Below are 23,463 nucleotides of genomic sequence, written 5' to 3'. Positions count from 1 at the left end.
CCATGGACGATATTCCCAATCAACTTTCCTCCCTGCCTACTTCCAAAGTGGCGCGGGCGGCGCGTTTTGCCAAGACCGGCCTGAATGTGGGGGCCAACTATGTGAAGCACTACGCCAAGCGGGCCGTGGGGGCTGAAAGCACCACCGACGACCTGCACGCCGCCAACGCCGCCGAGCTATACGGCACCCTCAGCGAGATGAAAGGCTCGGTGCTGAAGGTGGCCCAGATGCTGGCCATGGAGAAAAACCTGCTGCCCACGGCCTACGCCGACCAGTTTGCCCAAGCCCAGTACCAAACGCCGCCGTTGTCGGGCCCGCTGGTGGTGAAGGCGTTTCGGGATGCGTTTGGAAAGTCGCCGTTTGAGGTATTTGAGGAATTCGACATCAACGCCCGGCAGGCGGCCAGCATTGGGCAGGTGCATTTTGCCCGGAAAGCCGGCCAGCAACTGGCCGTGAAAGTGCAGTACCCCGGCGTGGCCGACAGCATCCGTTCCGATATCCGGCTGGTGAAGCCTATTGCCTTGCGCGTGCTGGGCCTCGACGAAGCCACCGTGCGGCCCTACATGCAGGAGGTGGAAACCCGCCTGCTGGAAGAGACCGACTACGCCTTGGAGCTGCGCCGGGGCCAGCAAATTGCCGCCGCCTGCGCCCACTTGCCCCACCTGCAGTTTCCGCAGTATTACCCGGAACTGTCGTCCAGCCGCATTCTGACGATGGATTGGCTGCCGGGCCAGCACCTCAAGGAGTTGTTAGCTACCAGTCCTAGCCAGACAACGCGCAATCAACTGGGTCAGGCCCTATGGGACTTCTACATGTTTCAGCTGCACGAGCTGCGCCAAGTACACGCCGACCCCCACCCCGGCAATTTCCTCTTGACGGATAATGACGGCGGCACGGTGGGCGTGCTGGATTTTGGGTGCGTGAAGGAAATTCCGGCCGATGTGCACCACCTGTTCACGGCGCTATTGGCCCCCGAAACCCTGGCGGATTCAGCCCGCCTCACCCAGTTGCTTACCGAGGCTGGTGTAGTGCGTCCCGAGGATACGCCCACCCGACAGGAGTTCTACGTAAGCACTATGCATGCCTCTTTGGAGCTAGTGGGCCGCCCATTCCGCCAAGCCACCTTCAATTTCGGCGACCCTGCCTACATGCAGCAACTGTACGCCCTCGGCGACGACCTGATGCAGCAGCCGGAGTTGCGCCAGCAGCGGGAGCCCCGCGGCTCGGAGCATTTCATTTATCTAAACCGCACCTACGTGGGCTTGTACGCGCTGCTCACTGAGCTGAAAGCAGAAGTTACCACCCATTTCTAGGTTGACTTTGCCAATGGAAAATTTGGCGCCTCGACAACCAAGTACAGCCTGACTGGTTATATCAGCCGATTACGACTAATTCCGTAATCGGCTGATTCATTTTCTCCCACCTCATCTCCCCTATTCATGAAAAAACTCTGGACCCTCTGCGCCCTGCTGCTGGGCCTGGCTTCAGGTGCCACCGCTCAAACAGCCCTGAGTTGCTGCGCCAAACCCACGGCGGGCCAGAATGCAACCGAAGTGTTTGCCATGCTGGCTTCTAACGAAGATTTCTCCGGCGGCCACGATGCGCCGCTGCCTTTCACCTACGCCGGCGAAGGCAGCATGATTGAATTCAAAACCACCGACGGCCAACCGGGCAAAGCGTTTGAAATCAAGAGCAAAACCAAGTCAGACAAGTACCTGCTGGTGATTCACGAGTGGTGGGGTCTGAACGACTACATCAAGCAGGAAGCCGCTCGTTTTGCTGAGGAGCTGCCCGGCGTGAACGTGCTGGCCCTTGACCTGTACGACGGCCAGGTAGCCACCGACGCCGACCAAGCCGGTAAACTGATGCAGGGCGTAAAAACCGAGCGGGCCCAGGCCATCATCAAAGGAGCCCTGCAATACGCCGGCCCCAGCGCCCAGATTGCCAGCATCGGTTGGTGCTTCGGCGGGGGTTGGAGCATTCAGACGGCTTTGCTGGCCGGGCCCAAGGCCAAAGCCTGCGTGGCTTACTACGGCATGCCCGAGAAGAATGTAGCCAAGCTCAAGATGCTGAACACCGACGTGCTATTCATTTTCGCCAAGCAGGACAAGTGGATCAACCAGGAAGTGGTAGACCAGTTCCGCAAAGACATGGCGGTAGCCAAGAAGGGCCTCACTGTGAAAACCTACGACGCTGATCACGCCTTCGCCAACCCCTCCAACCCTAAGTACAATAAGCAATTTGCCGCCGATGCCCACGCGGCGTCAGTTGCCTATCTTAAGAAAAATCTGAAGCTGAAATAAGCGCCTCATCTGCGCTGCGGCCGTGCACACAGGCCATCCTCCCGGCGAGGATGGCCTGTTGTTTTTGGTACCAACTTCAGCCATCAAGCAGGCAGTTTTTGAAGTATTCCGGAAACTGGTATCTTTTAGCTCCCACACAACCTGCTACTATGACCTCCGCCCTGATTTCGCCCGTTCAGCGTCTATTGAATGAGTACGCCGAAAGCCACCAGAACCCCACTAACAAGCTGGTGCATTGGGTATGCGTGCCGCTTATCATGTTTGCCATTCTGGGGCTGTTGTGGTCGGTGCCGGTGCCGGCCGGGCTGCGGGCCAGCACACCTTGGCTGAACTGGGCCACCGTAGCAATGGTACTGGCCGTCTTGTACTACCTACGCCTGTCGGGCCGGCTGGCAATGGGCATGGTGCTGGTATGGGCGGTAATGGCCCTGGTCCTGCGCGTAGTGGATGCTACGGCCGTTCTGCCCCTGTGGGCCGTGTGCCTGATTATTTTCGTGCTGGCCTGGGTTGGGCAATTTTGGGGGCACAAGGTGGAGGGCAAAAAACCTAGCTTCCTGAAAGACCTGCAATTCCTACTGATTGGCCCGCTGTGGCTGCTGCATTTCGTGTACCGCCGCTTGGGGTGGCGCTATTAGTCTGCCACTTTATCACGTCCGGCTATTCTTATTCTACACTTCTAAGCCCCTTTTGCACCGTGCGGCTCCTCCCCTGCCTGCTGACCAGCTTGGGTTGCCTGGTTGGCCATTTCTGCTTCGCGCAGCCAACGTCTCTACTTGATAGCCTGCAACGCTTGGTACAAACCAGTACTCGGCCCGATACCGTGCGGGCTAACCGGCTGGATGAGCTAGGCTGGGCCCGCATGCAGGCGGGCCAATATCCGGCCGCCGAGCAGGCTTTCCAGGAGTCGTTGCAGTTGGCCCGGCAATTGCGTTTTGTACCGGGGCAGATTCGGGCTCAGCTGCACCTGGGGGAAAACTTCTGGCAGCAGGCCCGCATGCCGGAAGCGCGCCAGGCCGTGCAGCGCGGCAGCGAACTGGCCCGCACCGCCGGCCGCGCCACCGACCAGCTAAAGGCTCTGCACCGGCTGGCTACCATCGACAACGCCGAGGGCCGCTACGCCCAGGCCGTGGAAACCGCCATGCAGGGGCTACGTTTGGCTGAGCGCACGCGCGACACCCTCCGCTCTACCAAGTTCCTCAGCGACTTAGGCGACACCTATTCTGCGCAGGGCGACTTTCCGCGCGCCCTGCGGAGCTACCTGGAATCGGTGCGGCGGCTGAAACTGATTGGGAATGACACCGGCCTGGGCAGTGACTATGCCAGCATCGGCAACGTGTACCAAAGTCAGGAGCAGTACCGCCGCTCTTTGCCGTATTATGACCTCGCCATTCAGACGTTGCGCCGGGCCGGCGACTCCAGTTCAGTGGCCCGCTGCTACGTGAATGCCGGGGTTGCCCTCCGTAACCTGCGCGAATACGACCAGGCCGCCCGCCTGTTTCGCAAGGCCGAAGCCAACTTCACGGCGCTGCACCAGCCCGTTAACGTGGCCGCAGTGCTCGAAAATCTGGCCATCCTGTATCTGCGCCAAAACCAGCCGGCCCGGGTAATTCCGCTCATGGATCATTCGTTGCGGCTACTGCGGCCGGGCGGCGACCAAACCCTGATAGTATCGGCCCTGTTCAACCAGGCCCAGGCCTATTACCTGCTGCGCAACTGGGCGCAGGCGGAGCGCTACGCCCAGGAGTGTTTGCAGCTGACCCAGAAAATCGGCATTCTGCCCGACCAGTACAACGCCGCCGACCTGCTAAGCAAACTGGCCCGCCAGCGGGGTGACTTCCGGGAGGCGCTGCGGTTCCGCGAGGTGGCCGTAGCGGCCAAGGACTCCACCTTCAACCACGAAAAATCGGAGGCGCTGGGCCGGCTGCAGGGTGATTTTGACCTGAGCCAGGAGCGCCACCGGGTGCAACTGCTGCGCAAAGACCAGCAACTGCAGGAGCAGCGGCTCCGGCAACAGCGCTGGGTAGTGCTGGGCCTGACTGGCGGGCTGTTGCTGGTGCTGGGCGCCGGCATTGGGCTGTGGCGCGTGAACCGGCTGCTCGATCAGAAAAACCGTAAGATTGAGGAGCAACGGGCCCTGCTGGAACAACTTAACCGCACCAAAGACCGGCTGTTTAGTATCATCGGCCACGATTTGCGCGGGCCACTCCATTCGCTCCACGCGTTTGTTGCGCTGCTCAACCTCAAGCAGTTGCCGCAGGAAAAGCTGGCCCAATACTCTCAGCGTCTCGACCAGACGCTTAACCAAGTGCTTGGCCTCATCGACAACTTACTCAGCTGGGCCGCCGTGCAAATGCAGGCCTCCGACAGGGTAAGTCCCTCGGCGTTTCCTTTGCAGGAGTCAGTGGAGGAGAACTTCCGGCTGCTGCGTACGGCGGCCGAAAACAAGGACCTCACCCTCAGCAGTACCCTCACCGGCGAAGAAACCGTGTGGGCCGACGCCGACATGGTGCGCCTGATTCTGCGTAACCTGCTCAGCAATGCCATCAAGTTCACTCCCGCCGGGGGCACCATCCAGGTGGGTGCTACCGAAACGGCGGCCGGCGACTGGCAGGTGGCCGTAACCGACTCGGGCGTGGGCCTCACGGCAGAACAGCTGCATGCCCTGAGCCAGCCCACCCCGCCACGTAGTACAGTGGGCACAGCCCAGGAACGGGGTACCGGCCTGGGCCTGGTGCTGGTGCGCGACTTTGTAGAGCGTAACGGAGGCCGCCTGCGGGTGGAAAGCGCCGGGCCCCAGCAGGGCACTACGGTAGTGTTCAGCCTGCCCCGCGCGGCGAAGCTTAGCGTAGTGGCCTAACGCCGCCGGGTTATCAGCCGGTTTTGCACCACCCGCTCCGTTACCGCATCCCGGTACGACAGGCTCAGGGGCACCAGCTTTTTCTGCACCTGCACATCCTGGCCGGTAATGACGTCAATCTTGTCGGCGTTGACCAAGAACGACCGGTGGGTGCGCATGAAATGGCGGGCGGGCAGCTGTTCCTCCAGGTGTTTTAGGTTCACCAGAGTAATGTGCACGGTACCATCTACCAAGTGAAGCTTGGTGAAGTCGCGCATAGCTTCCACGTACAGCACATCGGCGTAGCGCAGGCGCACGTACTGCAGCTCCGTCCGGATAAAGAAGTCTTCCGGGTGCGTTTCCAGGGCGGGCGGGCCAGCCTCCGTTGGCTGCTGCCATTGCTGCCGCGCCCGAAACATCAGCAGGGCTTTATCCACGGCCCGCAGGAAACGCTGGAAAGCCAATGGCTTCGGCAGAAAATCTACGGCGTCCAGGTCATACGTTTGGGCGGCGTAGTGCGCGTGCGAGGTAATGAAGATGACCAGCGGGGGCTGCCGCAAGGAGCGCACTAGCTCCAGCCCGCTCAGACCGGGCAGTTCAATATCGGAAATCAGCAAGTCAACGGGGTGCTGGCTCAGGTAGTCGAAAGCCGCCACGGGGTGCTCGAAGGCTGCGGCCAGTTGCAGACCGGGCACTTGCTCCACAAATCCCACTACCAGCTCCCGAATCAGCAGGTCATCTTCCAGGATTACGCAGGTCAGCGGTTTTTCAGTGGTGGTGGGCTGCATGGTGAGCAGAAGCAAAGCGAAAAGTCAGGTGCAAATTTTACTTGGTATACCACAATCAAGATTCAACGATTTTTCGTCTGGCCTCATCGATTTGCGGAGAGCGTCTCAGGCAGCAGCCGATACATTCAACCCAGAAAACGCGACTGAATGTACGCATTTGCTGCTTTTATTCTTCACTCTTCCCCCCCACTACCATGTACCTCACCACTACCCGCCGTTTCCGTTCTGTAGCTGCCGCCGGGCTGCTGTCGGCTACCGCCCTGGCCAGCACTAGCTGCGACAAGATCAAGGATGCTGTGAAGATCAACTTCGCCTACAACGTGGCCGATGTTGATTTCACCATCAACCCTACCAACCAAACTACCTTTAGTACCACGGCCAGCAAAACCTCCACGCTGCAGGCGGAGCTGGACAAGAACAAAGCCGCCGTACAAGCCGTGAAGCTGAAGTCATTGCAGTTCACACTGCTCTCTACCAACAGCAACAACTTCGGGCTGATTTCCAGCGGCGAGGCCTACCTGTCGGCCAACGGCAGCTCCGTGAAGCTGGGCGAGTTTCAGAACCCGGCTACCAACACGCAAACCATTACGGTACCCGTTCAGAACAGCGACGACCTGAAGCAGTACCTACAGGCCTCGCAGTTTACGGTAGAACTGCGCGGTACTACTCGCCAGCCTATCACCCAGCCCATGCAGGTGCGGGCGGCCATCGGCTTCGATGTGACAGGCAAGGCCAAGTAATTCCCCGAATGTGCCCTGCCTGGCCGGCTGCCCACCCGCGTGGGCAGCCGGTTTGCATAGCGGGCAGTGCCTGCGTCAGGTGGTGGCTTACTTTACCGGTTGCAGCTCCCAGCCCGACGACAGCAGAGCCGCCAGCTCGGCCACACTTTCAGTGAGCTGCTCCCAGCTACTGAGTATAAAATACTGCTCCTGTAGGTGCGCCTCGCTGTAGGGAGTGCCCAGCACCGTGGCCAGATCGAACGGGAAGCGGCGGGTTACGTCGCCAATGCAGTGGTGAATTTCGCCGGACGACGACAGCAACCCCGCACCGTACATCCGTGTGTGGCCCTGCTCCTCTACCAAGCCAAACTGCACCGTGAAGCCGTACAGGCGCTCCAACCGGGCCAGCGCTACGGCATCGTGCAGGTGCTGGGCGGCTACTTGGCCCAGAAAATGCAGAAAATCGGCAAAAGCCGGGTCCATCAGCAGCGGCACATGCCCAAATACCCCGTGAAACAGGTCGGGCTCCTCGATGAAGTCGAACTGCTCCATTTTCCGGATCCACACCGTAGCGGGAAATTTACGCTGGGCCAGCAGCCCAAAAAACTCCGCATCATTCAGCATGCCCAGCACGGGCTCCAGCTGCCAACCAGTGGCCTTTTGCAGGCGTTGACTCACCTCCTGAAAATCGGGAATAGCATTGCGGTGGAAGCCCACGGCTTCCAGCCCCTTTCCGAACGCCGAGCAGGCCCGCTTGTGCAGCAGGGCGGTTTGGCGGTCAAACAATACTTTCCAAACCAGCTGGTCCTGGGCCGTGTACCGGTCGTAATGTTGCTGAATCATAGCATACAGGCAGAAAAAAAGCCCGGCTCCTGGTGGGAGTCGGGCTCTTGAGTAGATTTCAGAGTAGGAGAAACATGCCGTGTTTTACCCATCATATCCGCAAAAGCGCCCGACCTTGCCCTGGACGGGGCAATTAATGGTCATAAAGCGTTTCGCGTTTAGGGTCAGCATGCTGCAAATATAGCACTACTCATTATTAATCCTAATTCACACAACACATTATTTTTCAGGGGCTACTCGACTGTTTTACATCTATTTTCACAGCACCCCCTTTATAACTACCCTGATTTCTCCTAAAACACACGGTTTATATATGAAAATGACCTCAAAAACTACCCCATTTTGGCAGTATGCCAGCATTCCTGCCAGTTGGGTAATTCAACACCTAACGACCATCCTAATGCAGATTAACAGGCGCTGACCTACGGCAGCGCTAGATCTTCCTATTTGGCTCATAGGTCATGCTCAACCGCGTGTCGCTAGTAATCCGGAGGTCTACTCTGGCTTGCTGGCCTGATGGATTAAGCAACAGAGCCGTGGAGCCGGCCTTAAACCGCAGCGTAGCCCGTGCCCCAGGTGCTAGCGTCGTCTTGCCGAAAATACCAACGCCCCGTGGGCGCTCCTTGAACTCCACTGGCAGCTTACCCACGTTGTGAGCCTCTACCCTGAAGCTGCCCGGCTGCCCACCGCCCAGCACAAATTGCTTCCCCAATTCAATGAGCAGATTGGATGTAATGCCCGCCCAGTAGGCAGTAACGACCAGGAACACGGCAACGAAAATGGCCGCAGCCGCCGAGTGGGCAGGAAGAAAAGCACGCATAATAATTGCGGATTGAGGTGACACGATGCCTCAAAAAAACCATCCTCATCACTCCCAACCGCCCCAGCTTAGAGTCTGAGACACCCCACTGTATAGTTTGACACCCGGCAGATGTATACCAGTCAGGCAATGATGAAACGCAACCATGCAACGCTACAGCTGCCGGGCGGCTTCGCTGGGTGTCTGGCCGCGCAGCTTTTTGAAGACGCGGTTAAACGTGGATTTAGAATTGAAGCCGGCTTCCAGCGCCACAGCCAGCAGGGTGTAGTGCCGGAACTGCGGGTCGCGGAGGAGACGCTCGGCCTCGCGCACCCGGTACTCGTTCACGAAGTCGTTGAAATTCTGACCGCAACCGGTGTTGATGACCCTAGACAGCCAGGACGTGTTGGTGCGCAGCTGGGTGGCCAGCTCGCCCAGCGTCAGCTCGGGGCCCAGGTAAGGCCGGGCAGCTTGCATGTGAGCCAGCAGGCGGGTAGTCCAGCGACTAAGCTCCGCATCAGGCTCGGCCACCGGGGCTGCTTCCGGGACAACTCCGCCCAGCGGCTCCCGGCCGGCCGCAGCCAGGGTTTCAGACTCCACTGGCAGCCTCTGACTCCCGGCCGCTTCGGCCAGCATGGGCATAGCCGGAGCGGCAGCTGATTCAACAGGCGGCAGAGTAGCCGGCGGAGCCGTAGCAGGCAGCTGGAAGCGTAGGGCGGCCAGGCGGTAGCCCGTCAGCAGCCCCGAGATGCTGAGGTAGTAAATCAGCAGCCCTGTGAACAAGTAATCGTACCAGTTCTGCACGTAGTTGAGAGGCGTAACGAAGTAATTTACCAACCCGAACACCAGCGTGACGCCGGTGCCCACTACCACGGCTACCAGCACGTTCCGCAGCCACCGGAACCGAAGCTGCTCGGTGTCGGAGAAGTTGTCGTTGAGGTAGCGGGCGTAGGCACGGTAGGCGCGCAGCGTGTGCACCGCGTAGGCCAGCACGGAGCAGTAGCCCAGGATATCGGCCAGCAGCCCGATGGGATGATGGGCGGCCCAGCTGGCCAGGGGGCCTTTGGTGCCGAAGTGGGCGGGCAGCGGCTGGCCCTGCAGCCCATGCCACCAGCCAATATCGTAACCGAATACCACCACTAGCCACGCCAACATCGCCAGCGCGGGCGCAAGGTGCCACCAATGCCGCCGCTGCAGCCGGAACTCCTGGTTGGTGAGGCTGCGGAAGTAGAAGTACAACGCGGGTCCCACCATCAGCCAGTTACTGAACGGCCAGTAGAACATGAACGTCGAACGGGCGTCGTGCGAGTCGTACCAGCCGGCGAAGCCCAGCATCCACTGGGCCAGCCGCAGGGTAAACAGCAGCAGCAGCAGGGCCAGCCAGCCGTCGGCAGCCGTATCCTCGCGCCGCCGACGCGCCCACAACACAGCCGCCACAATGATGCCTTGCAGGAAAAACGGCAACAACAGGCCGCTATAAGTGTTGAAGCCAAAGAACATGAGGCTGCTTTTCGTGGTTGGTTTTTCGTTTTTCTAGTGGATGCCGGGACAAGTAAGCAAGGTTTTAAAAAGCACAACGCCCCCTGCTGGTCAGTAGCAGAGGGCATTGCACTTTCGAATGAATTACGGCCGGGTATCAAGCGAAAAACCAGCCACTAAAAATCAAAAAACGGGCTTCAAAAACCACCTTACTCCAGTTCCTGCCTTACCTGATACACCTTGCGCAGATTGCGAATCAGGCGTTCCGATTCCTGGAAGTTCAGCGTCTGGGCTCCGTCCGAGGCGGCTTCCTCAGGTTTCTCGTGGGCTTCGTAGATGATGCCGTCGGCCCCGGCCATCACGCCGGCCAGCGCCATAGTGGCCACATGGTCGCGGATGCCGATGCCGTGCGAGGGGTCAACGATAACTGGGAGGTGAGTTTTCTCCTTTAGGATGGGCACCGCATTCAGGTCCAGCGTATTGCGGGAGGCTGTTTCGAAAGTGCGGATGCCCCGCTCGCAGAGAATCAGCTTCTCGTTTCCGCCCGAAAACACGTATTCCGCCGATGACAGCAGCTCTTCCAGGGTGCCCGAAATGCCGCGCTTGATCATCACCGGTTTGTCTACGCCGCCCAGTGCATCCAGCAGGTTGAAGTTCTGGGTGTTGCGGGCCCCTACCTGGAACACGTCCACGTAGTCGTGCATTTCCTCCACCTGCGACACCTGCATTACCTCCGTTACGATTTTGATACCTCGCTCCCGGGCCATCTGGTGGAACAGCTTCAGGCCTTCCATCCCCAGCCCCCGGAACGAGTACGGCGACGAACGAGGCTTAAATACGCCCCCGCGCATAATGCGCACGTCATTGTCTAGGAGATGCTGCATAATGCGCTCCATTTGCGCCTCGCTCTCGATGCTGCACGGGCCGGCGGCCAGCGTGAGGGTGCCTTCCCCGATACGCACGCCGTCGCCGAGGTCGAGCACGGTAGGGCGTACCCGCCACTTGCGGCTCACCAGCTTGTACTCGTCCGACACGCGGTGAATATCCAGAATGCCAGGTAGCTGGCCAATGCTGCGCAGGTCGATGTCGGCTTTGCCGATGGCAACCAGGTAGTGGGCACGCTGGGTTTTTACTTCGGTGGTTTTGTATTTGAGGCCGTTAATGCGGGCCAGGATATCCGCTTTGGCGGCTTCAGAAATGGTGGGTTCGAGCTGAATAATCATGTGCTGGTGGGGTTCCCGCAGAGGACGCATAGAAAGCAGAAGAACGACCTCCACGTCCTCTGCGGGAAATTTTACTAAAGGATAGAAGAAACAAACCGCTTCGCCGCGGCCGGGGCATCGTCGGCGTCCTCCAGAGCCCGAATGAAAGCCGTACCGATAATGGCACCCTCAGCATACTGGCAGGCCCGCTGGAAAGAGGCTCTGTCGCCGATACCGAACCCGATGAGGCGCGGGTTGCGCAGTTGCATGTTCTCGATGCGCTGAAAGTAGGCTTCCTGGGCACCCGCATCCTGGCCGGTGTTAGAGCCCGTGGTGCCAGGGCCCGATACTAGGTACAGAAACGAATCCGTCAGCTCGTCGATGCGGCGGATGCGCTCCGGGGCCGTTTGCGGGGTAATCAGAAACACCGGGCGCAGGTTGTGGCGGCGGAAGATTTCCTGGTACTCAGTAACGTAGTCGTCTAGGGGCAGATCGGGTAGAATCACGCCATCTACCCCAGCTGCGGCGGCTTCCCGGCAGAAATTCTCCACCCCAAACTGCATTACGGGGTTGAGGTAACCCATCAGCAATACCGGCGTGTTGGGCACGGCTTGGCGGAAATCCTGCAGCTGACCGAACAGCACCCGCAGGTTCATGCCGTTTTGCAGGGCCACCGTGCTGCTTTGCTGAATCACCGGGCCATCGGCCAGGGGGTCAGAAAACGGCATACCGATTTCGATAAGGTCGGCGCCGGCTTGGGCTAGGCTCTGTAGCAGGGGCACGGTATCGTGCAGGCGGGGGTAACCGGCCGTGAAGTACACGTTGAGCAGGTTGCGGCCTTTCCGTTGGAAGGCCTCTTGAATCCGATTCTGCATGATTACTGCTGATTTTTCGTCGGGGCCAGGGTTTCGGCGTGTTTCATATAGGTGTCCAGATCTTTGTCGCCACGGCCTGATAGGTTAATCACCACAACGTCATCGGGGCCGGCACCCAGCTGCTCCAGGGCCGCTAGGGCGTGGGCCGTTTCCAAGGCCGGAATAATGCCTTCCAGCCGGCTCAGCTCGGCTACGGCTGCCAAGGCCTGCTCATCCTCAATGCTGATAAAGCGGGCCCGACCCGAATCGGCCAGAAACGCGTGTAACGGCCCGATGCCCGGATAATCCAGCCCCGCCGACAACGAGTACGGCTCCGTAATCTGGCCGTCTTCATCCTGCATGAGCAGGGTGCGGCTGCCGTGGATAATGCCCGGCTTGCCCAGCACCGACGTAGCCGCCGAATGCCCCGAATTAACGCCGTGGCCGGCCGCTTCCACGGCCACCAGTTTCACCGCAGGTTCCTCCAGGAAATGGTAAAAAGCGCCGGCTGCGTTGGAGCCACCGCCCACGCAGGCCACCACGTAATCGGGCAGCTCAGAACCGGTTTTTTCCAGCAGTTGCTTGCGCATTTCCTCGCTGATAACGGCCTGCAAGCGGGCCACCAGGTCGGGGTACGGGTGGGGTCCTACTACCGAGCCGATGATGTAGTGCGTATCCACGGGGTTGCTGATCCAGTCCCGAATGGCCTCGTTGGTGGCGTCTTTGAGGGTGCGGCTACCGCTCAGGGCGGCCCGTACCTCGGCTCCCAGCAGGCGCATGCGGTACACGTTGGGTTTCTGCCGCTCCATATCCACCTCGCCCATGTACACGATGCACTGCATGCCCATGAGGGCACACACGGTGGCCGTGGCCACCCCGTGCTGCCCGGCACCGGTTTCGGCAATAATGCGCGTTTTGCCCAGGCGCTTAGCCAACAGAATCTGGCCCACGGTGTTGTTTACCTTGTGGGCACCGGTGTGGCACAAATCCTCGCGCTTGAGGAACACCCGCGTATTGTAGCGCGCCGACAACCGCTTGGCCTCAAACAGCGGTGTGGGGCGGCCTACATAGTCGCGCAGCAACTGCTGGTACTCCTGCTGAAACTCGGGGTCGGCCAGGATGGACAAGTATTGCTGGCGTAGCTCCTCCACGTTGGGGTAGAGCATTTCGGGAATGAAAGCGCCGCCGAACTGGCCGTAGTAGCCGCGCTCCGTGGGTTGTTGGTAGGTCGGGGTCATGGTAGTAAAAAGCTGAGAACAGCTAATTGTTAGTCGTTGGCTTGTGGAGAACTGTTGCCGGTTGAGGCCGTCGGGCGAATAGCCTCGAACATCTGCCGGAGCTTGTGTACGTCTTTTTGGCCCGGAGCAACCTCAAACCGGCTGTTGAGGTCCAGCGCAAACAGGCCGGGCAACTGCTCACTGTCCAGTGTAGCCGCGTGTTCGGGGCCAATACCGCCTGCCAAGAAGTAGGGTACCGGCAGCGTATACTGCTTCAGCAGCTGCCAGTTGAATGCCGTACCGTTGCCGCCGGGTTGTGGGCCTTTGGTGTCAAAGAGAAAATAGTCAACGTCGGCGGCGTAGGTTTGCAGTTCCGCTTCGGGCAGCTCCTCGCCTACCGCAACGGCTTTTATAACCGTGACGCCCGCCGCGCGTAACGCGCGGCACTGCTCTGGCGGCTCGGTCCCGTGCAGTTGCACCGCATGCAAGCCCAGCTCGGCTACCCGGGCCAGAATCTCAGCGGTGGACGCATCCACAAACACACCTACTTTCTGGGTGCTGGCAGGCAAGTGGGCTACGGCATCCGGCGTGAGGTGCGAACCGGCGTAGCGCCCCGATTTCGGGTAGAAGATGAAGCCCATGAAATCGGGCTGCAGAGCGGCTACGGCGGCTATGTTGGCGGGCTCACGCATACCGCACACTTTCAGGCGCAACCCGGCAACTGGCGTTTGCATTGACACGGCGGGCTTAGAGCAGCGTAATGGCTTCGGTGGCGCGGAGCTGTTGCACCAGCGCCGCGCAGGCTTTTTCGGGGCGGGCGTGGCGCATAAACGTTTCACCCATCAGGAAGCCCCGGTAGCCCACGGCGCGCAGGGCTTCGATGTCGGCGGCAGTAGTCAGGCCACTTTCGGTCACTTTCACAAACTCATCGGGGATGCGCTGGGCCAGTTCGCCGGAGATGTCCAGGCTCACTGAGAAGTCGTGCAGGTTGCGGTTGTTCACGCCCACCAGGCTTACCGCGTCAGGGTGCAAGGTGTTGTCCAGCTCCTCGGCGTTATGGATTTCGAGTAGCACTTCCAGGCCCAGGCTTTTGGCCAGCCGGCCCAAGCGCAGCACTTCCTCCCCGCTCAGTACGGCGGCAATCAGCAGTACGGCGTCGGCCCCAATGCTTTTGGCTTCCAGAATCTGGTATTCGTCCACTACAAAATCCTTGCGCAGAATGGGGCAGAAATTAAAGCGCCGGGCGGTAATCAGGTCCTCGTTTTTACCGCCGAAAAATTCGGTATCCGTGAGTACCGACAAAGCTGAAGCGCCGGCCTGCATGTAACCCAGGGTGGTGCGCTCCACGGGGGCATGCGCATTAATGACGCCCTTGCTGGGTGATTTGCGCTTGAACTCGGCAATAATGCCGCTCAAATCGTCGCGCAGCAAGTAGCGGCGCAGGCTGAGCGGCTGTGAGTTCATGTACAGGCTTTTTTCCAGCAGCTTAACCGGCACCAAGCTTTGGCGTTCGGCTACTTCCTGGCGTTTATGGGCAATGATTTTATCGAGAATGGTCATCTTATAAGCTGTTTGGTGTTGCGAACTGCCGCAAGCCATTGTTGAGTGTGTCCTACTGGTGGTTATCAACCGAGAAATCCTGTCGCCGTTTGTTAGTAACAAGCCACCAGCTCCCGCAGTGTCTGCCGGGCCCGGCCCGAATCCAACGATTCCTGAGCAGCGGCCAGGGCCTCGGCGAAACTGAAGCCGGGTTCCATGCAGCGGATGGCCAGGGCGGCGTTGGCCGTTACTACGTTGCGCTGAGCCGTAGTAGCCTGCCCGTCGAGCACCGCCAGAAACAGCTTGGCCGATTCGGCGGGGGTGCGGCCACCGGCCAGCTCCTCCGGCGTAGTGGCGGCCAAGCCCAGGTCGGCGGCCGTTACCAGCTGCTCGCCGGCGGCGGTGGCTACTTTGGCCGCCGCGGTTAGCGAGAGTTCATCGTAGCCATCGAGGGCGTGCACCACAGCGTAGCGCGTATCCGTTTGCTGCAACAGATAATGATACAGGCGCAGCAGCTCTAAGCTAAAGGTACCGGCCACTTGGTAGCGTGGGCGGGCGGGGTTTACGAGCGGGCCCAGAATATTGAAAAAGGTGCGCACGCCCAGTTCCCGCCGCACCGGGCCGGCGTGGCGCATGGCCGGGTGAAAGGCGGGGGCGTGCAGAAAGCAAATATTAGCCTTCTCTAGCTGCCGCTGCAGCACCTCGTTGCTCGCGCCAAACTCCACACCCAGCTGCGCCAGCACATCTGAGGAGCCACAGGCCGACGATACGCCAATGTTGCCGTGCTTGGTAACCTTGTATCCGGCCCCGGCCACCACAAAGCAGGCCAGCGTGCTGATGTTGAGCGTGTCCTTGCCGTCGCCGCCGGTACCCACAATATCCACGGTGTCGTGGGTAGCCAGCTCGGGGCTGCGGCTCAGGCTCAGCAGGGCTTCGCGAAACCCAGCCAACTCCGGCACCGAAATGGGCCGCATCCGATACACGGCCATAAAGGCGGCAATTTCGGCCGGGTTAGCCTCGCCTTGGCCGATGCGCAACATGGCTTCCCGGGCTTCGGCATGATTGAGGAGCTGCTGCTCAAACAACTGATTCAGTAAGTGTTTCACTGCGTGGGCTGGCTGTCAGCCATTGGGCGGCCAGCCAGTAGTTAGAATGCGGGGTGAATGAATGGGTGGGCGGAACCAGAGAGCTAATCAGCCAGCCAGTTCCGCAGCATCTGGTGGCCGTGCTCCGTCAGGATGGACTCGGGATGGAACTGCACGCCGCGCACGTCGTACTCGCGGTGCCTGAAAGCCAACACTTCGCCGTTGGCGTCGCGGGCAGTTACTTCCAGGTCAGCCGGCACACTCTCGGGGCGGATACTCCAGGAGTGGTAGCGCCCCACCCGAAACTGGCCGGGCAGGCCGGCAAACAACCGGTCATCGGCTACCACTTCCGCGTCGGTGGCCACGCCGTGCAGCACCGCGGGCAGGTTGTACAGCTCTCCGCCGAAGCTCTCCGCCAGCCCCTGGTGGCCCAGGCACACGCCCAGAATGCGCTTGGTGGGGGCGTATTGCCGAATAATTTCGGGCATCAGGCCGGCCTCGGCCGGTACGCCCGGTCCGGGCGAGAGCAACACGGCATCGTAGGCCGCCACGTCTTCCACGGCTAGCTTATCATTCCGGATAACCGTCACGGCATCCCCGTGGCCCAGCTCCCGCAGCAGGTGTACCAGGTTGAAGGTGAAGGAGTCGTAGTTGTCGAGAACCAGAATTTTCATTTCGAAGAGTTGTCAGTTGTCAACGGCCTAGTATCAACGGTGGCTGCAGTTATACTTGTTCGGCCTCTTGCAGGGCTTTGCGCAGGGCCGCCAGCTTGTGGTGCACCTCGTTCAGCTCCGAGTCTAGGTTGGAAGCGGCCACCACCCCGGCCCCGGCCTGGAAGTACAGCTGCCCCCCCGTGCTCAGCATCGAGCGAATCATAATGGCGTGGTTGAAGTCGCCGTTGAAGCCCAGGTAACCGATGGCCCCGCCGTAGTACCCCCGGGCAGTAGGCTCCAGTTCGTCGATGAGCTGCATGGCCCGGTGCTTGGGCGCGCCCGAAAGCGTACCGGCCGGGAAAGTATCGGCCACTACCTGTAGAGGGCTGGCTTTATCGGCTAATCGGGCCGTTACTTCGCTTACCAGGTGAATTACGTGCGAGTAAAACTGCACCTCCCGGAACACCTTCACCTGCACCTGGTCGCCGTGGCGGGCCAGGTCGTTGCGGGCTAGGTCTACCAGCATCACGTGCTCGGCGTTTTCTTTGGGGTCATCGGCCAGCTTCTGGGCCAGGGCCGCATCCTCGGCATCGTGGCCAGTGCGCCGGAAGGTGCCCGCAATGGGGTACAGGCTGGCTTGGCGGTCTTTGATGAGCAACTGCGTTTCGGGCGAGGAGCCGAAGATCTTAAAAGAACCGTAGTCGAAATAAAACAGGTACGGCGACGGGTTAATGGAGCGCAGGGCCCGGTACACGTTGAACTCGTCGCCGCTGAAACCTTGCTGAAACCGCCGCGACAATACAATCTGGAATACATTGCCGCGCAGGCAATGCTGCTGCCCAGCTGTGAGCACCCGCATAAATTCCTCGTCGGTTTGGTTGGTTTGCTCCTCTCCCACCCGCTGAAACTTGAAATCAGGCAACGAGGGGTTCCGAATCAGGTTTACCAGCCGCTGCAGGCCCTGCTCGTCCACCGGGTCGCCGGCGGGCGTGTGCTCAAACACAAACAGCTCGTTGCGGAAGTGGTTGATGGCAATAACGTAGCGGTAGGTGCAATACAGAATATCCGGAATCTGGCCGGCCGCCTGCTTGGCCGCGTCCAGCGTCAAATCCTCAAACGCCTGCACCGCCTCGTAACCCATGTACCCGAACAGGCCGCCCGTAATAAAATCGTGGCCGGTTGGCTCGGTCTGGAAAGCGGCGGCAAACTCCTGCAGCCGCGTCAGGGCCTCGCGCGGGTTGGCCAGGGTTTCCTCGTGCCGGCTGTCGTCGGGCAGCTCCAGGGTAAGCTCTTTGCCACGCAGTTCAAACCGGGCCAGGGGGTCGAAAGCCAAGTAGCTGAAGGCATTCTGCTGGCCGTGGTAGTCGGAGCTTTCCAGCAGCAGGCAGTTGGGGTACCGGTCGCGCAGGCGGAGGTACAGGCCCACGGGGGTTACCGTATCGGCCAGAACGCGCAGAAAGCGGGTGGTGAGCTGGAAGGTTTGCATAAGGCTACTGGTTGTGGAAGAAGGGGCCAGTGCCGGGCAACAAAAAAGCCCGGCTGCTCGGCCGGGCTTTCTGGTGAGGTATTGCGAAAAAGGTATTCAGATGACCTTAGCGCGCACACAGGTTGTCCCGTCCGGATTCTCCGTAGGGCCACCACCATGCTTGCAGGTTCATCGAAAGGGTCATGCGTTGAGTAGATCAGGTTTCAGGGCCTGAATGACGCAAAGGTACTAGCTGAACTGAAACCTGCAACAGGCTACCGCTTTTTTTTCGGGTTACTCCTTCATCAGCACTTGTGAGCCTTGGCGGGTTCCGGCCGTTAGCTGCAGCAGGTAGCTTCCCTTTTTCAGCTCGCTGATGCGCAGCGTGGCCCCGGCTTTCACCTTTTCCCGCAGCACCACGCGGCCCGCCATGTCCAGCACTTCTGCCCGGGCCTCCCGCACGTCGGCCGGCAGTTGCACCGTCAGGTGGTCCTTCGCCGGGTTCGGGTACGCACTAAAGGCCAGGGCCTGCAGCTTGCGGTTGCTCGTTACTGTGGCCGGCTGCATCAGCCACTGGTACGCCGCCGAAAACTCCCGTTTCCAGAACCACTCCGCGTGCTGGCCGTCGGCTTTGGCGTTGAAGCTTAGATTGGCGGTCGGCACGCCGCCCTTGGCCAGCGAGTCGCGCATGGCCTGCATCAGGGGCACCATCGTCTGGCTTTCCTGAGTACCGCTCACGAAGTAAAACCGGGTGGCAGGGTTGGCCGGATGCTGGCGCAGATACTGAAACAACGGCTTATCGGCAAACCAGAACGCGGGCGAGAAAACCCCCACTTTGCTGAACACCAGCGGGTATTTCAGGGCCGCGTAAGTGGAAATGAGCCCGCCCATGCTGCTGCCGGCAATGCCAGTAAACTCCCGGCCCGTGAGCGTGCGGTAGTTTTGGTCGATGTAGGGCTTGAGGGTCTGCACCAGAAAATCCACGTACTGGTCGCCCTGCCCGCCGCCGTATTGCGCATTATTCCAGGGAGAATATTCGTTGAGCCGGTCGGAGCCGCCGTTGTCAATGGCCACCACAATGGAGCCGGTAGCATCTATGCCCTGCTGCTGCAACTGGCTGAGGGTTTCATCCACGCTCCACTCCCCCGAAAAGCTGGTGCAGGTATCAAACACGTTCTGCCCATCGTGCAGGTACAGCACCGGGTAGCGCTTGGTTGAGGCTGCGGCGTAATCGTTGGGCAGGTAAATCCACACCTTGCGCGTGCGGCCAAGCTGGGGTATCTGAAACGCCGTATTTACTACTTGCACGTTGGGCTGCAACGCAGTGCTCTGGCAACTCCCACCCCCATTGCCCAAATCCTTCCACCTCACCACCTGCAGGTCCACAGTAGCCGGGCTGCTACCAATGGTGTAGCGTCGGTTACTGATGTCGTTGTTTTGCGCATCCGTTTCCACGGTAGCCCACGAGCCCCGGGTGAATTTAAACTCCACCGTGCCCGTTACGGTGGCCGGCAGTGTTACCTGATAAGTACCATCGGCGGCTTTGGTGAGGGCATATGGCGTGCTCCCGGGGTTCCAAGCGTTAAAGGAGCCAGCCAGGTAGAGCGTAGCGTTACCCGGCGTGGAAGCGGGCACGGCCGTCAGGCGTAAAGTTGTCTGAGCCTGGGCGTCAAGAACTACAGCCCCCAGTGCGAGCCCCAATAGAAAACGAGTCATAAAGTGGGTGGAAAGTGAGAAGAAGCAGCAAGCTACCAAACAAAACAGGTCGCGCCGCCTTCTTCCCGCTGAACCCATCTTATCGAGCAGTAAGAATTGTGATTATTAGATAAAGTCAACCTGTATTTTTCCGGGAAAATGCAGGCATCGTCAATAACATTCCGGTAACAGAATGCAGTAAGTAAGCCCTTACGGCCCGTCGTCTCACCAGCCCATCTCTGTCAAGCTGCTCAGCCTATAGGACAGAACTTCCAGACTAATATGCTATCCTCAGATTTATACAAAACACTTAGCTTCACCTAGTCAATTTTCCATCAATTAGAATGGTTCTTTGTTTACCTAAGCTATTGCTGCATTTGCAATACCGTTTAACCATTAGACTAACCCTATGCATAGCCGGGTACGCCAAAAACGCCTAAATTCTGCTGATACACTGTTTTTTCATATCAATACAATATCAACTACTGGTTTTAAGCCAATCTAGGAGCCCGCTATATTTTTTCCCGGGCAATTATCAATAAACAGCACAATACATCAATGCAGCATCAAAAAAAATCAATAAGGCCCTACGTTCTTCATGCAAATTTCAGCTGACAAAAAAGCTGTTCACCCTGCTTTGGGGCCTGTTTCTTACCATTCGGAGCCTGCCTGCAGCGCTGCTTTTTAGTCGCGCAGGTTGGTCTATTTACCGAGCGGTTCCGGGCAGCCGCCGAAAATGCAATTAGTACGAAACCTTCTTAGCTTCCTTCGCCCATTGTTTTTGTGTCTGCGAACCTTTTAACTTGCGCTGTTTCCTCATGATTTGGTGACGTTGAACCCGGGCGGTTTACACTGGTACAGAATGAATCACTCACCCCGTACCCCGCATTCCTCCGGGCCCCAGGACCACTAAATTCCCACTCCGGTTTGTCCGGAAAAATCCATTTCAACCCCTAACTCTTTTTCAATGAAACACCCCTATCTAGCGAAACTGGCGCTGCCCCTCCTCTGCGCAGGTGTGAGCGTGAGCAGCGCATACGCACAGGGTACTGGAACGGTGAGCGGCCGCGTACTCGACGAGAAGGGCGAAGGCATGCCGGGCGTGACCGTACTTATTGAAGGTACGAACCTGGGCGGCTCTACCAATTCGGATGGCACCTTCTCCATCCAGAACGTACCCTCGGGCCCCCATACCCTGGTCATGTCGTTTGTGGGATATACCACCCAGCGGCAGAGCATTACCGTAACTACCGGTCAGAACACGACCGTTAGTAACCTGACTCTTTCGGAAAACACGACGCTGCTGAATGAGGCCGTTGTTATTGGTTACGGTACCCAGCGCAAGCAGGATGTAACCGGTGCCGTTGAGCAGGTTTCGTCCAAGCAGTTCGTTCAGGGCCAGATTACGAACCCCGAGCAGCTGGTGCAGGGCAAAGTAGCCGGTCTGCAGATTACGACCAACAGCGGTGCCCCCGGCGCCGGCTCCAACATCCGGATTCGTGGTGGTGCTTCGCTGAACGCCTCCAACGACCCGCTGATTGTAATTGACGGTGTACCGGTTGATAACCGGGGCCTGTCGGGCACTTCCAACCCCCTGTCGTTGATTAACCCCAACGATATCGAGAGTGTAACCGTCCTGAAAGACGCATCGTCAACGGCTATTTACGGTTCGCGGGCATCAAACGGGGTTATCCTCGTTACTACCAAGCGGGGCCTGCAGGGCGAGAAGCTGCGCGTAAACGTAAGCTCCCAGAACTCCGTATCGGAAGCGCGCAACTACGTAGACGTGCTGAATGGATCAGAGTTCCGGGCGGTAGTTAACGCCATCGGCAACACCAGCCAGAAAGCTCTGTTGGGCAATTCCAGCACCGACTGGCAGCGCGCCATTTACCGCACTGCCCAAACCACTGACAATAACGTGAGCCTGACCGGCTCCGTTGGGTCGGTGCCCTACCGCCTGTCGGGCGGCTACCTCGACCAGGAAGGTCTGCTGCTGAAAAACGACCTGAAGCGCTATACTTCGTCGCTGAGCCTGACGCCCGTTCTGCTGAACGGTAACCTGAAGGTGGACGTGAACGTGAAGGGCTCGTGGGTGGATAACAACTTCTCGGGCCAGGGTGCCATCGGCTCCGCCGTGAATGCCAACCCCACGGTGCCCGTATACAACGGCAGCCCCTTTGGTGGGTACACCGAAGTATTGGCCACCGACGGTTCGGGCCAGCTCAACACGCTGGGGGTGCGCAACCCGCTGGGCCTCATCAACCAGCGCCGGGACCGGAGCACTGTAAAGCGGGGCATTGGTAACATCCAGCTGGATTACAAGCTGCCTTTCCTGGAAGGCCTACGCGCCAACCTGAACCTGGGCGCTGACTTGCAACAAGGCCGTGGTACTGTATTCGTGCCTAACTACGCAGCCTCCGACTACTTCCGGCAGGTACAAATCAACGGCACTACGTATCGGGGCGGTATCAACAACCAATACGGTCAGGATAAAATCAACAAGCTGATGGAGGTGTACCTTGCCTACGACCGTCAGTTGGGCATTGGCCGCTTCAACCTGATTGCCGGTCACTCCTACCAGAGCTTCCGCGACAAGAACTACGTTTTCTCGGATAATCTGGCCGATGGCAACGTGCTGACGCCGGCTCCAGCCCTGCTCAACAACGAGAACTTCCGGGACCCCCGCTACGTGCTGGTGTCGTTCTTCGGCCGGGCCAACTACAATATCAACGACAAATACCTGCTGACGGCTACGTTCCGGGCCGACGGTTCTTCTCGTTTCGCCAAAGACAACCGTTGGGGATACTTCCCGTCGGCCTCAGCCGCGTGGCGCATCAAGGGCGAAGACTTCCTGAAAAACAGCACCGCCATTTCGGAGCTGAAGCTGCGCGTGGGCTATGGCCAGACCGGCCAGCAGGATATTGGTGACCTGTACCCCTACCTAGCCCGCTACACCTACTCAGAAAACACGGCCCAGTATCAGTTTGGTAACGCATACATCAACACGCTGCGCGCCGCAGCCTATGATGCCGGTATTAAATGGGAAACGACGGCCACGTACAACGCCGGTCTGGACTACGGCTTCCTGGATGGCCGCGTGTATGGTGCCGTGGACGTGTACAAGCGTAAAACCACTGACCTGCTAAATACCGTACCTCTACCGGCACTGGCCAACCTCTCCAACGTACTGACTACCAACGTCGGCTCGCTGGAAAACAAGGGGGTTGAAGCCTCGCTGAATGTAGACGTGGTCCGCTCTGAAAAATTCAACTGGACGCTGAACGCCAACGTAACGGCGTACCGCATCAAAATCACCCAGCTCTCCAACGCCACCAACCCCGAGTATGTGGGTGACTTGACCGGTGGTATTTCTGGGGGGGTTGGTAACAACATCCAGGTAAACTCGGTGGGCTACACGCCCTACAGCTTCTTCGTGTATCAGCAGGTATACGGAGCCGATGGCAAGCCGCTGGAAGGCGTATATGTTGACCGCAACGGTGACGGAACTGTTGACTCGAAAGACTTGTATCGGTATAAGTCCCGGACCCCCACGGCTAGTTTGGGCTTCGGTTCTAACCTGACCTACGGCAAGGCTAGCTTAGCCTTCACGCTGCGCTCCAATATTGGTAACTACGTGTACAACAACGTTCGGTCGCAGTCCTTCTTCCCGGCTGGTGGCTCCAACGGGGTAATTAGCAACCTGAACCGTGACTTCCTGACCACGGGCTTTACTACGGCGCAGTACTTCTCTGACTACTACGTGGAAAATGCCTCCTTCCTGCGCATGGAAAACCTGACGCTGGGCTACAACTTTGGTAACGTCTACAAAGACAAGGCAAACGTTCGTTTGACGCTGGCAGCGCAAAACCTGTTTGTGATTACCAAATACAAAGGCCTTGATCCGGAAGTGTTCAGCGGTATCGATAACATCATTTATCCGCGTCCGCGCACCATTACGCTCGGTCTGAACATCGGCTTCTAAATCC

At 59.0% G+C, this 23,463-nt stretch carries 19 protein-coding genes; 6 read left to right on the top strand and 13 right to left on the bottom strand.

The features are described 5' to 3' along the window. Positions 1–2: 2 nt before the first annotated feature. From LF252_RS03405 to LF252_RS03390, 4 genes are all read left to right on the top strand, one after another. Positions 3–1,313, top strand: coding sequence for an ABC1 kinase family protein (locus tag LF252_RS03405; RefSeq protein WP_226267545.1), 1,311 nt, complete (start codon positions 3–5; stop codon positions 1,311–1,313). Between the two features lie 126 nt (positions 1,314–1,439). Continuing rightward, positions 1,440–2,303, top strand: a complete 864-nt coding sequence (locus LF252_RS03400; protein WP_226267542.1) for a dienelactone hydrolase family protein — start codon at positions 1,440–1,442, stop codon at positions 2,301–2,303. Positions 2,304–2,452: 149 nt separating this feature from the next. Beyond that, positions 2,453–2,938, top strand: a complete 486-nt coding sequence (locus tag LF252_RS03395) for an Mpo1 family 2-hydroxy fatty acid dioxygenase (RefSeq protein ID WP_226267540.1) — start codon at positions 2,453–2,455, stop codon at positions 2,936–2,938. 59 nt (positions 2,939–2,997) lie between these two features. Continuing rightward, on the top strand, positions 2,998–5,160 hold the full coding sequence (locus LF252_RS03390) for an ATP-binding protein (RefSeq protein WP_226267538.1): 2,163 nt from the start codon (positions 2,998–3,000) through the stop codon (positions 5,158–5,160). Here LF252_RS03390 and LF252_RS03385 read toward each other — a convergent pair. Further along, complete coding sequence (locus tag LF252_RS03385; RefSeq protein ID WP_226267536.1) at positions 5,157–5,942, bottom strand: LytR/AlgR family response regulator transcription factor; 786 nt, start codon at positions 5,940–5,942, stop codon at positions 5,157–5,159. The two genes, LF252_RS03390 and LF252_RS03385, sit on opposite strands and share 4 nt — an antisense overlap. 179 nt (positions 5,943–6,121) lie before the next feature. On the opposite strand from LF252_RS03385, the gene LF252_RS03380 reads away from it, so the two are divergent. Continuing rightward, positions 6,122–6,667 (top strand): hypothetical protein, encoded by a 546-nt coding sequence (locus tag LF252_RS03380; RefSeq protein WP_226267534.1) that lies wholly within the window; start codon positions 6,122–6,124, stop codon positions 6,665–6,667. 87 nt (positions 6,668–6,754) lie between these two features. Here the strand turns inward: LF252_RS03380 and LF252_RS03375 are convergent, their stop codons facing one another. From LF252_RS03375 to LF252_RS03320, 12 genes are all read right to left on the bottom strand, one after another. Continuing rightward, positions 6,755–7,489, bottom strand: a complete 735-nt coding sequence (locus tag LF252_RS03375; RefSeq protein ID WP_226267532.1) for a phenylalanine 4-monooxygenase — start codon at positions 7,487–7,489, stop codon at positions 6,755–6,757. A gap of 433 nt (positions 7,490–7,922) precedes the next feature. Continuing rightward, positions 7,923–8,309, bottom strand: coding sequence for a hypothetical protein (locus tag LF252_RS03370; protein WP_226267525.1), 387 nt, complete (start codon positions 8,307–8,309; stop codon positions 7,923–7,925). Between the two features lie 153 nt (positions 8,310–8,462). Then, positions 8,463–9,788: a helix-turn-helix domain-containing protein gene (locus LF252_RS03365; RefSeq protein WP_226267523.1), complete on the bottom strand. Its 1,326-nt coding sequence runs from the start codon at positions 9,786–9,788 to the stop codon at positions 8,463–8,465. Between the two features lie 188 nt (positions 9,789–9,976). Continuing rightward, complete coding sequence (gene aroF, locus LF252_RS03360; protein WP_226268705.1) at positions 9,977–10,990, bottom strand: 3-deoxy-7-phosphoheptulonate synthase; 1,014 nt, start codon at positions 10,988–10,990, stop codon at positions 9,977–9,979. Positions 10,991–11,064: 74 nt separating this feature from the next. Then, positions 11,065–11,844, bottom strand: coding sequence for a tryptophan synthase subunit alpha (gene trpA, locus LF252_RS03355; protein WP_226267521.1), 780 nt, complete (start codon positions 11,842–11,844; stop codon positions 11,065–11,067). A 2-nt stretch (positions 11,845–11,846) separates the two neighbouring features. After that, the gene (gene trpB / locus LF252_RS03350) at positions 11,847–13,061 is read right to left on the bottom strand and encodes a tryptophan synthase subunit beta (protein WP_226267510.1); all 1,215 of its coding nucleotides are present in this window, start codon (positions 13,059–13,061) and stop codon (positions 11,847–11,849) included. A 29-nt stretch (positions 13,062–13,090) separates the two neighbouring features. After that, entirely contained in the window at positions 13,091–13,774 is a 684-nt protein-coding gene (locus LF252_RS03345; protein WP_226267508.1) for a phosphoribosylanthranilate isomerase, read from the bottom strand. 13 nt (positions 13,775–13,787) lie between these two features. Then, positions 13,788–14,600, bottom strand: a complete 813-nt coding sequence (trpC, locus tag LF252_RS03340; protein WP_226267506.1) for an indole-3-glycerol phosphate synthase TrpC — start codon at positions 14,598–14,600, stop codon at positions 13,788–13,790. A 92-nt stretch (positions 14,601–14,692) separates the two neighbouring features. Further along, positions 14,693–15,685, bottom strand: coding sequence for an anthranilate phosphoribosyltransferase (gene trpD, locus LF252_RS03335; protein ID WP_226267505.1), 993 nt, complete (start codon positions 15,683–15,685; stop codon positions 14,693–14,695). Positions 15,686–15,768: 83 nt separating this feature from the next. Continuing rightward, on the bottom strand, positions 15,769–16,338 hold the full coding sequence (locus LF252_RS03330; protein WP_226267494.1) for an anthranilate synthase component II: 570 nt from the start codon (positions 16,336–16,338) through the stop codon (positions 15,769–15,771). Between the two features lie 49 nt (positions 16,339–16,387). Then, positions 16,388–17,803, bottom strand: coding sequence for an anthranilate synthase component I family protein (locus tag LF252_RS03325; RefSeq protein ID WP_226267492.1), 1,416 nt, complete (start codon positions 17,801–17,803; stop codon positions 16,388–16,390). A 273-nt stretch (positions 17,804–18,076) separates the two neighbouring features. Continuing rightward, on the bottom strand, positions 18,077–19,498 hold the full coding sequence (locus LF252_RS03320; protein ID WP_226267490.1) for an alpha/beta hydrolase-fold protein: 1,422 nt from the start codon (positions 19,496–19,498) through the stop codon (positions 18,077–18,079). 946 nt (positions 19,499–20,444) lie between these two features. Here LF252_RS03320 and LF252_RS03315 point away from each other — a divergent pair. Then, positions 20,445–23,459 (top strand): SusC/RagA family TonB-linked outer membrane protein, encoded by a 3,015-nt coding sequence (locus LF252_RS03315; RefSeq protein ID WP_226267488.1) that lies wholly within the window; start codon positions 20,445–20,447, stop codon positions 23,457–23,459. Positions 23,460–23,463: the final 4 nt, after the last annotated feature.

Source organism: Hymenobacter pini (assembly GCF_020421205.1).
GTDB classification, from domain to species: domain Bacteria; phylum Bacteroidota; class Bacteroidia; order Cytophagales; family Hymenobacteraceae; genus Hymenobacter; species Hymenobacter pini.
Note: the sequence above shows the minus strand (reverse complement) of the source record. Positions and strands in the feature narration are given on the sequence as shown.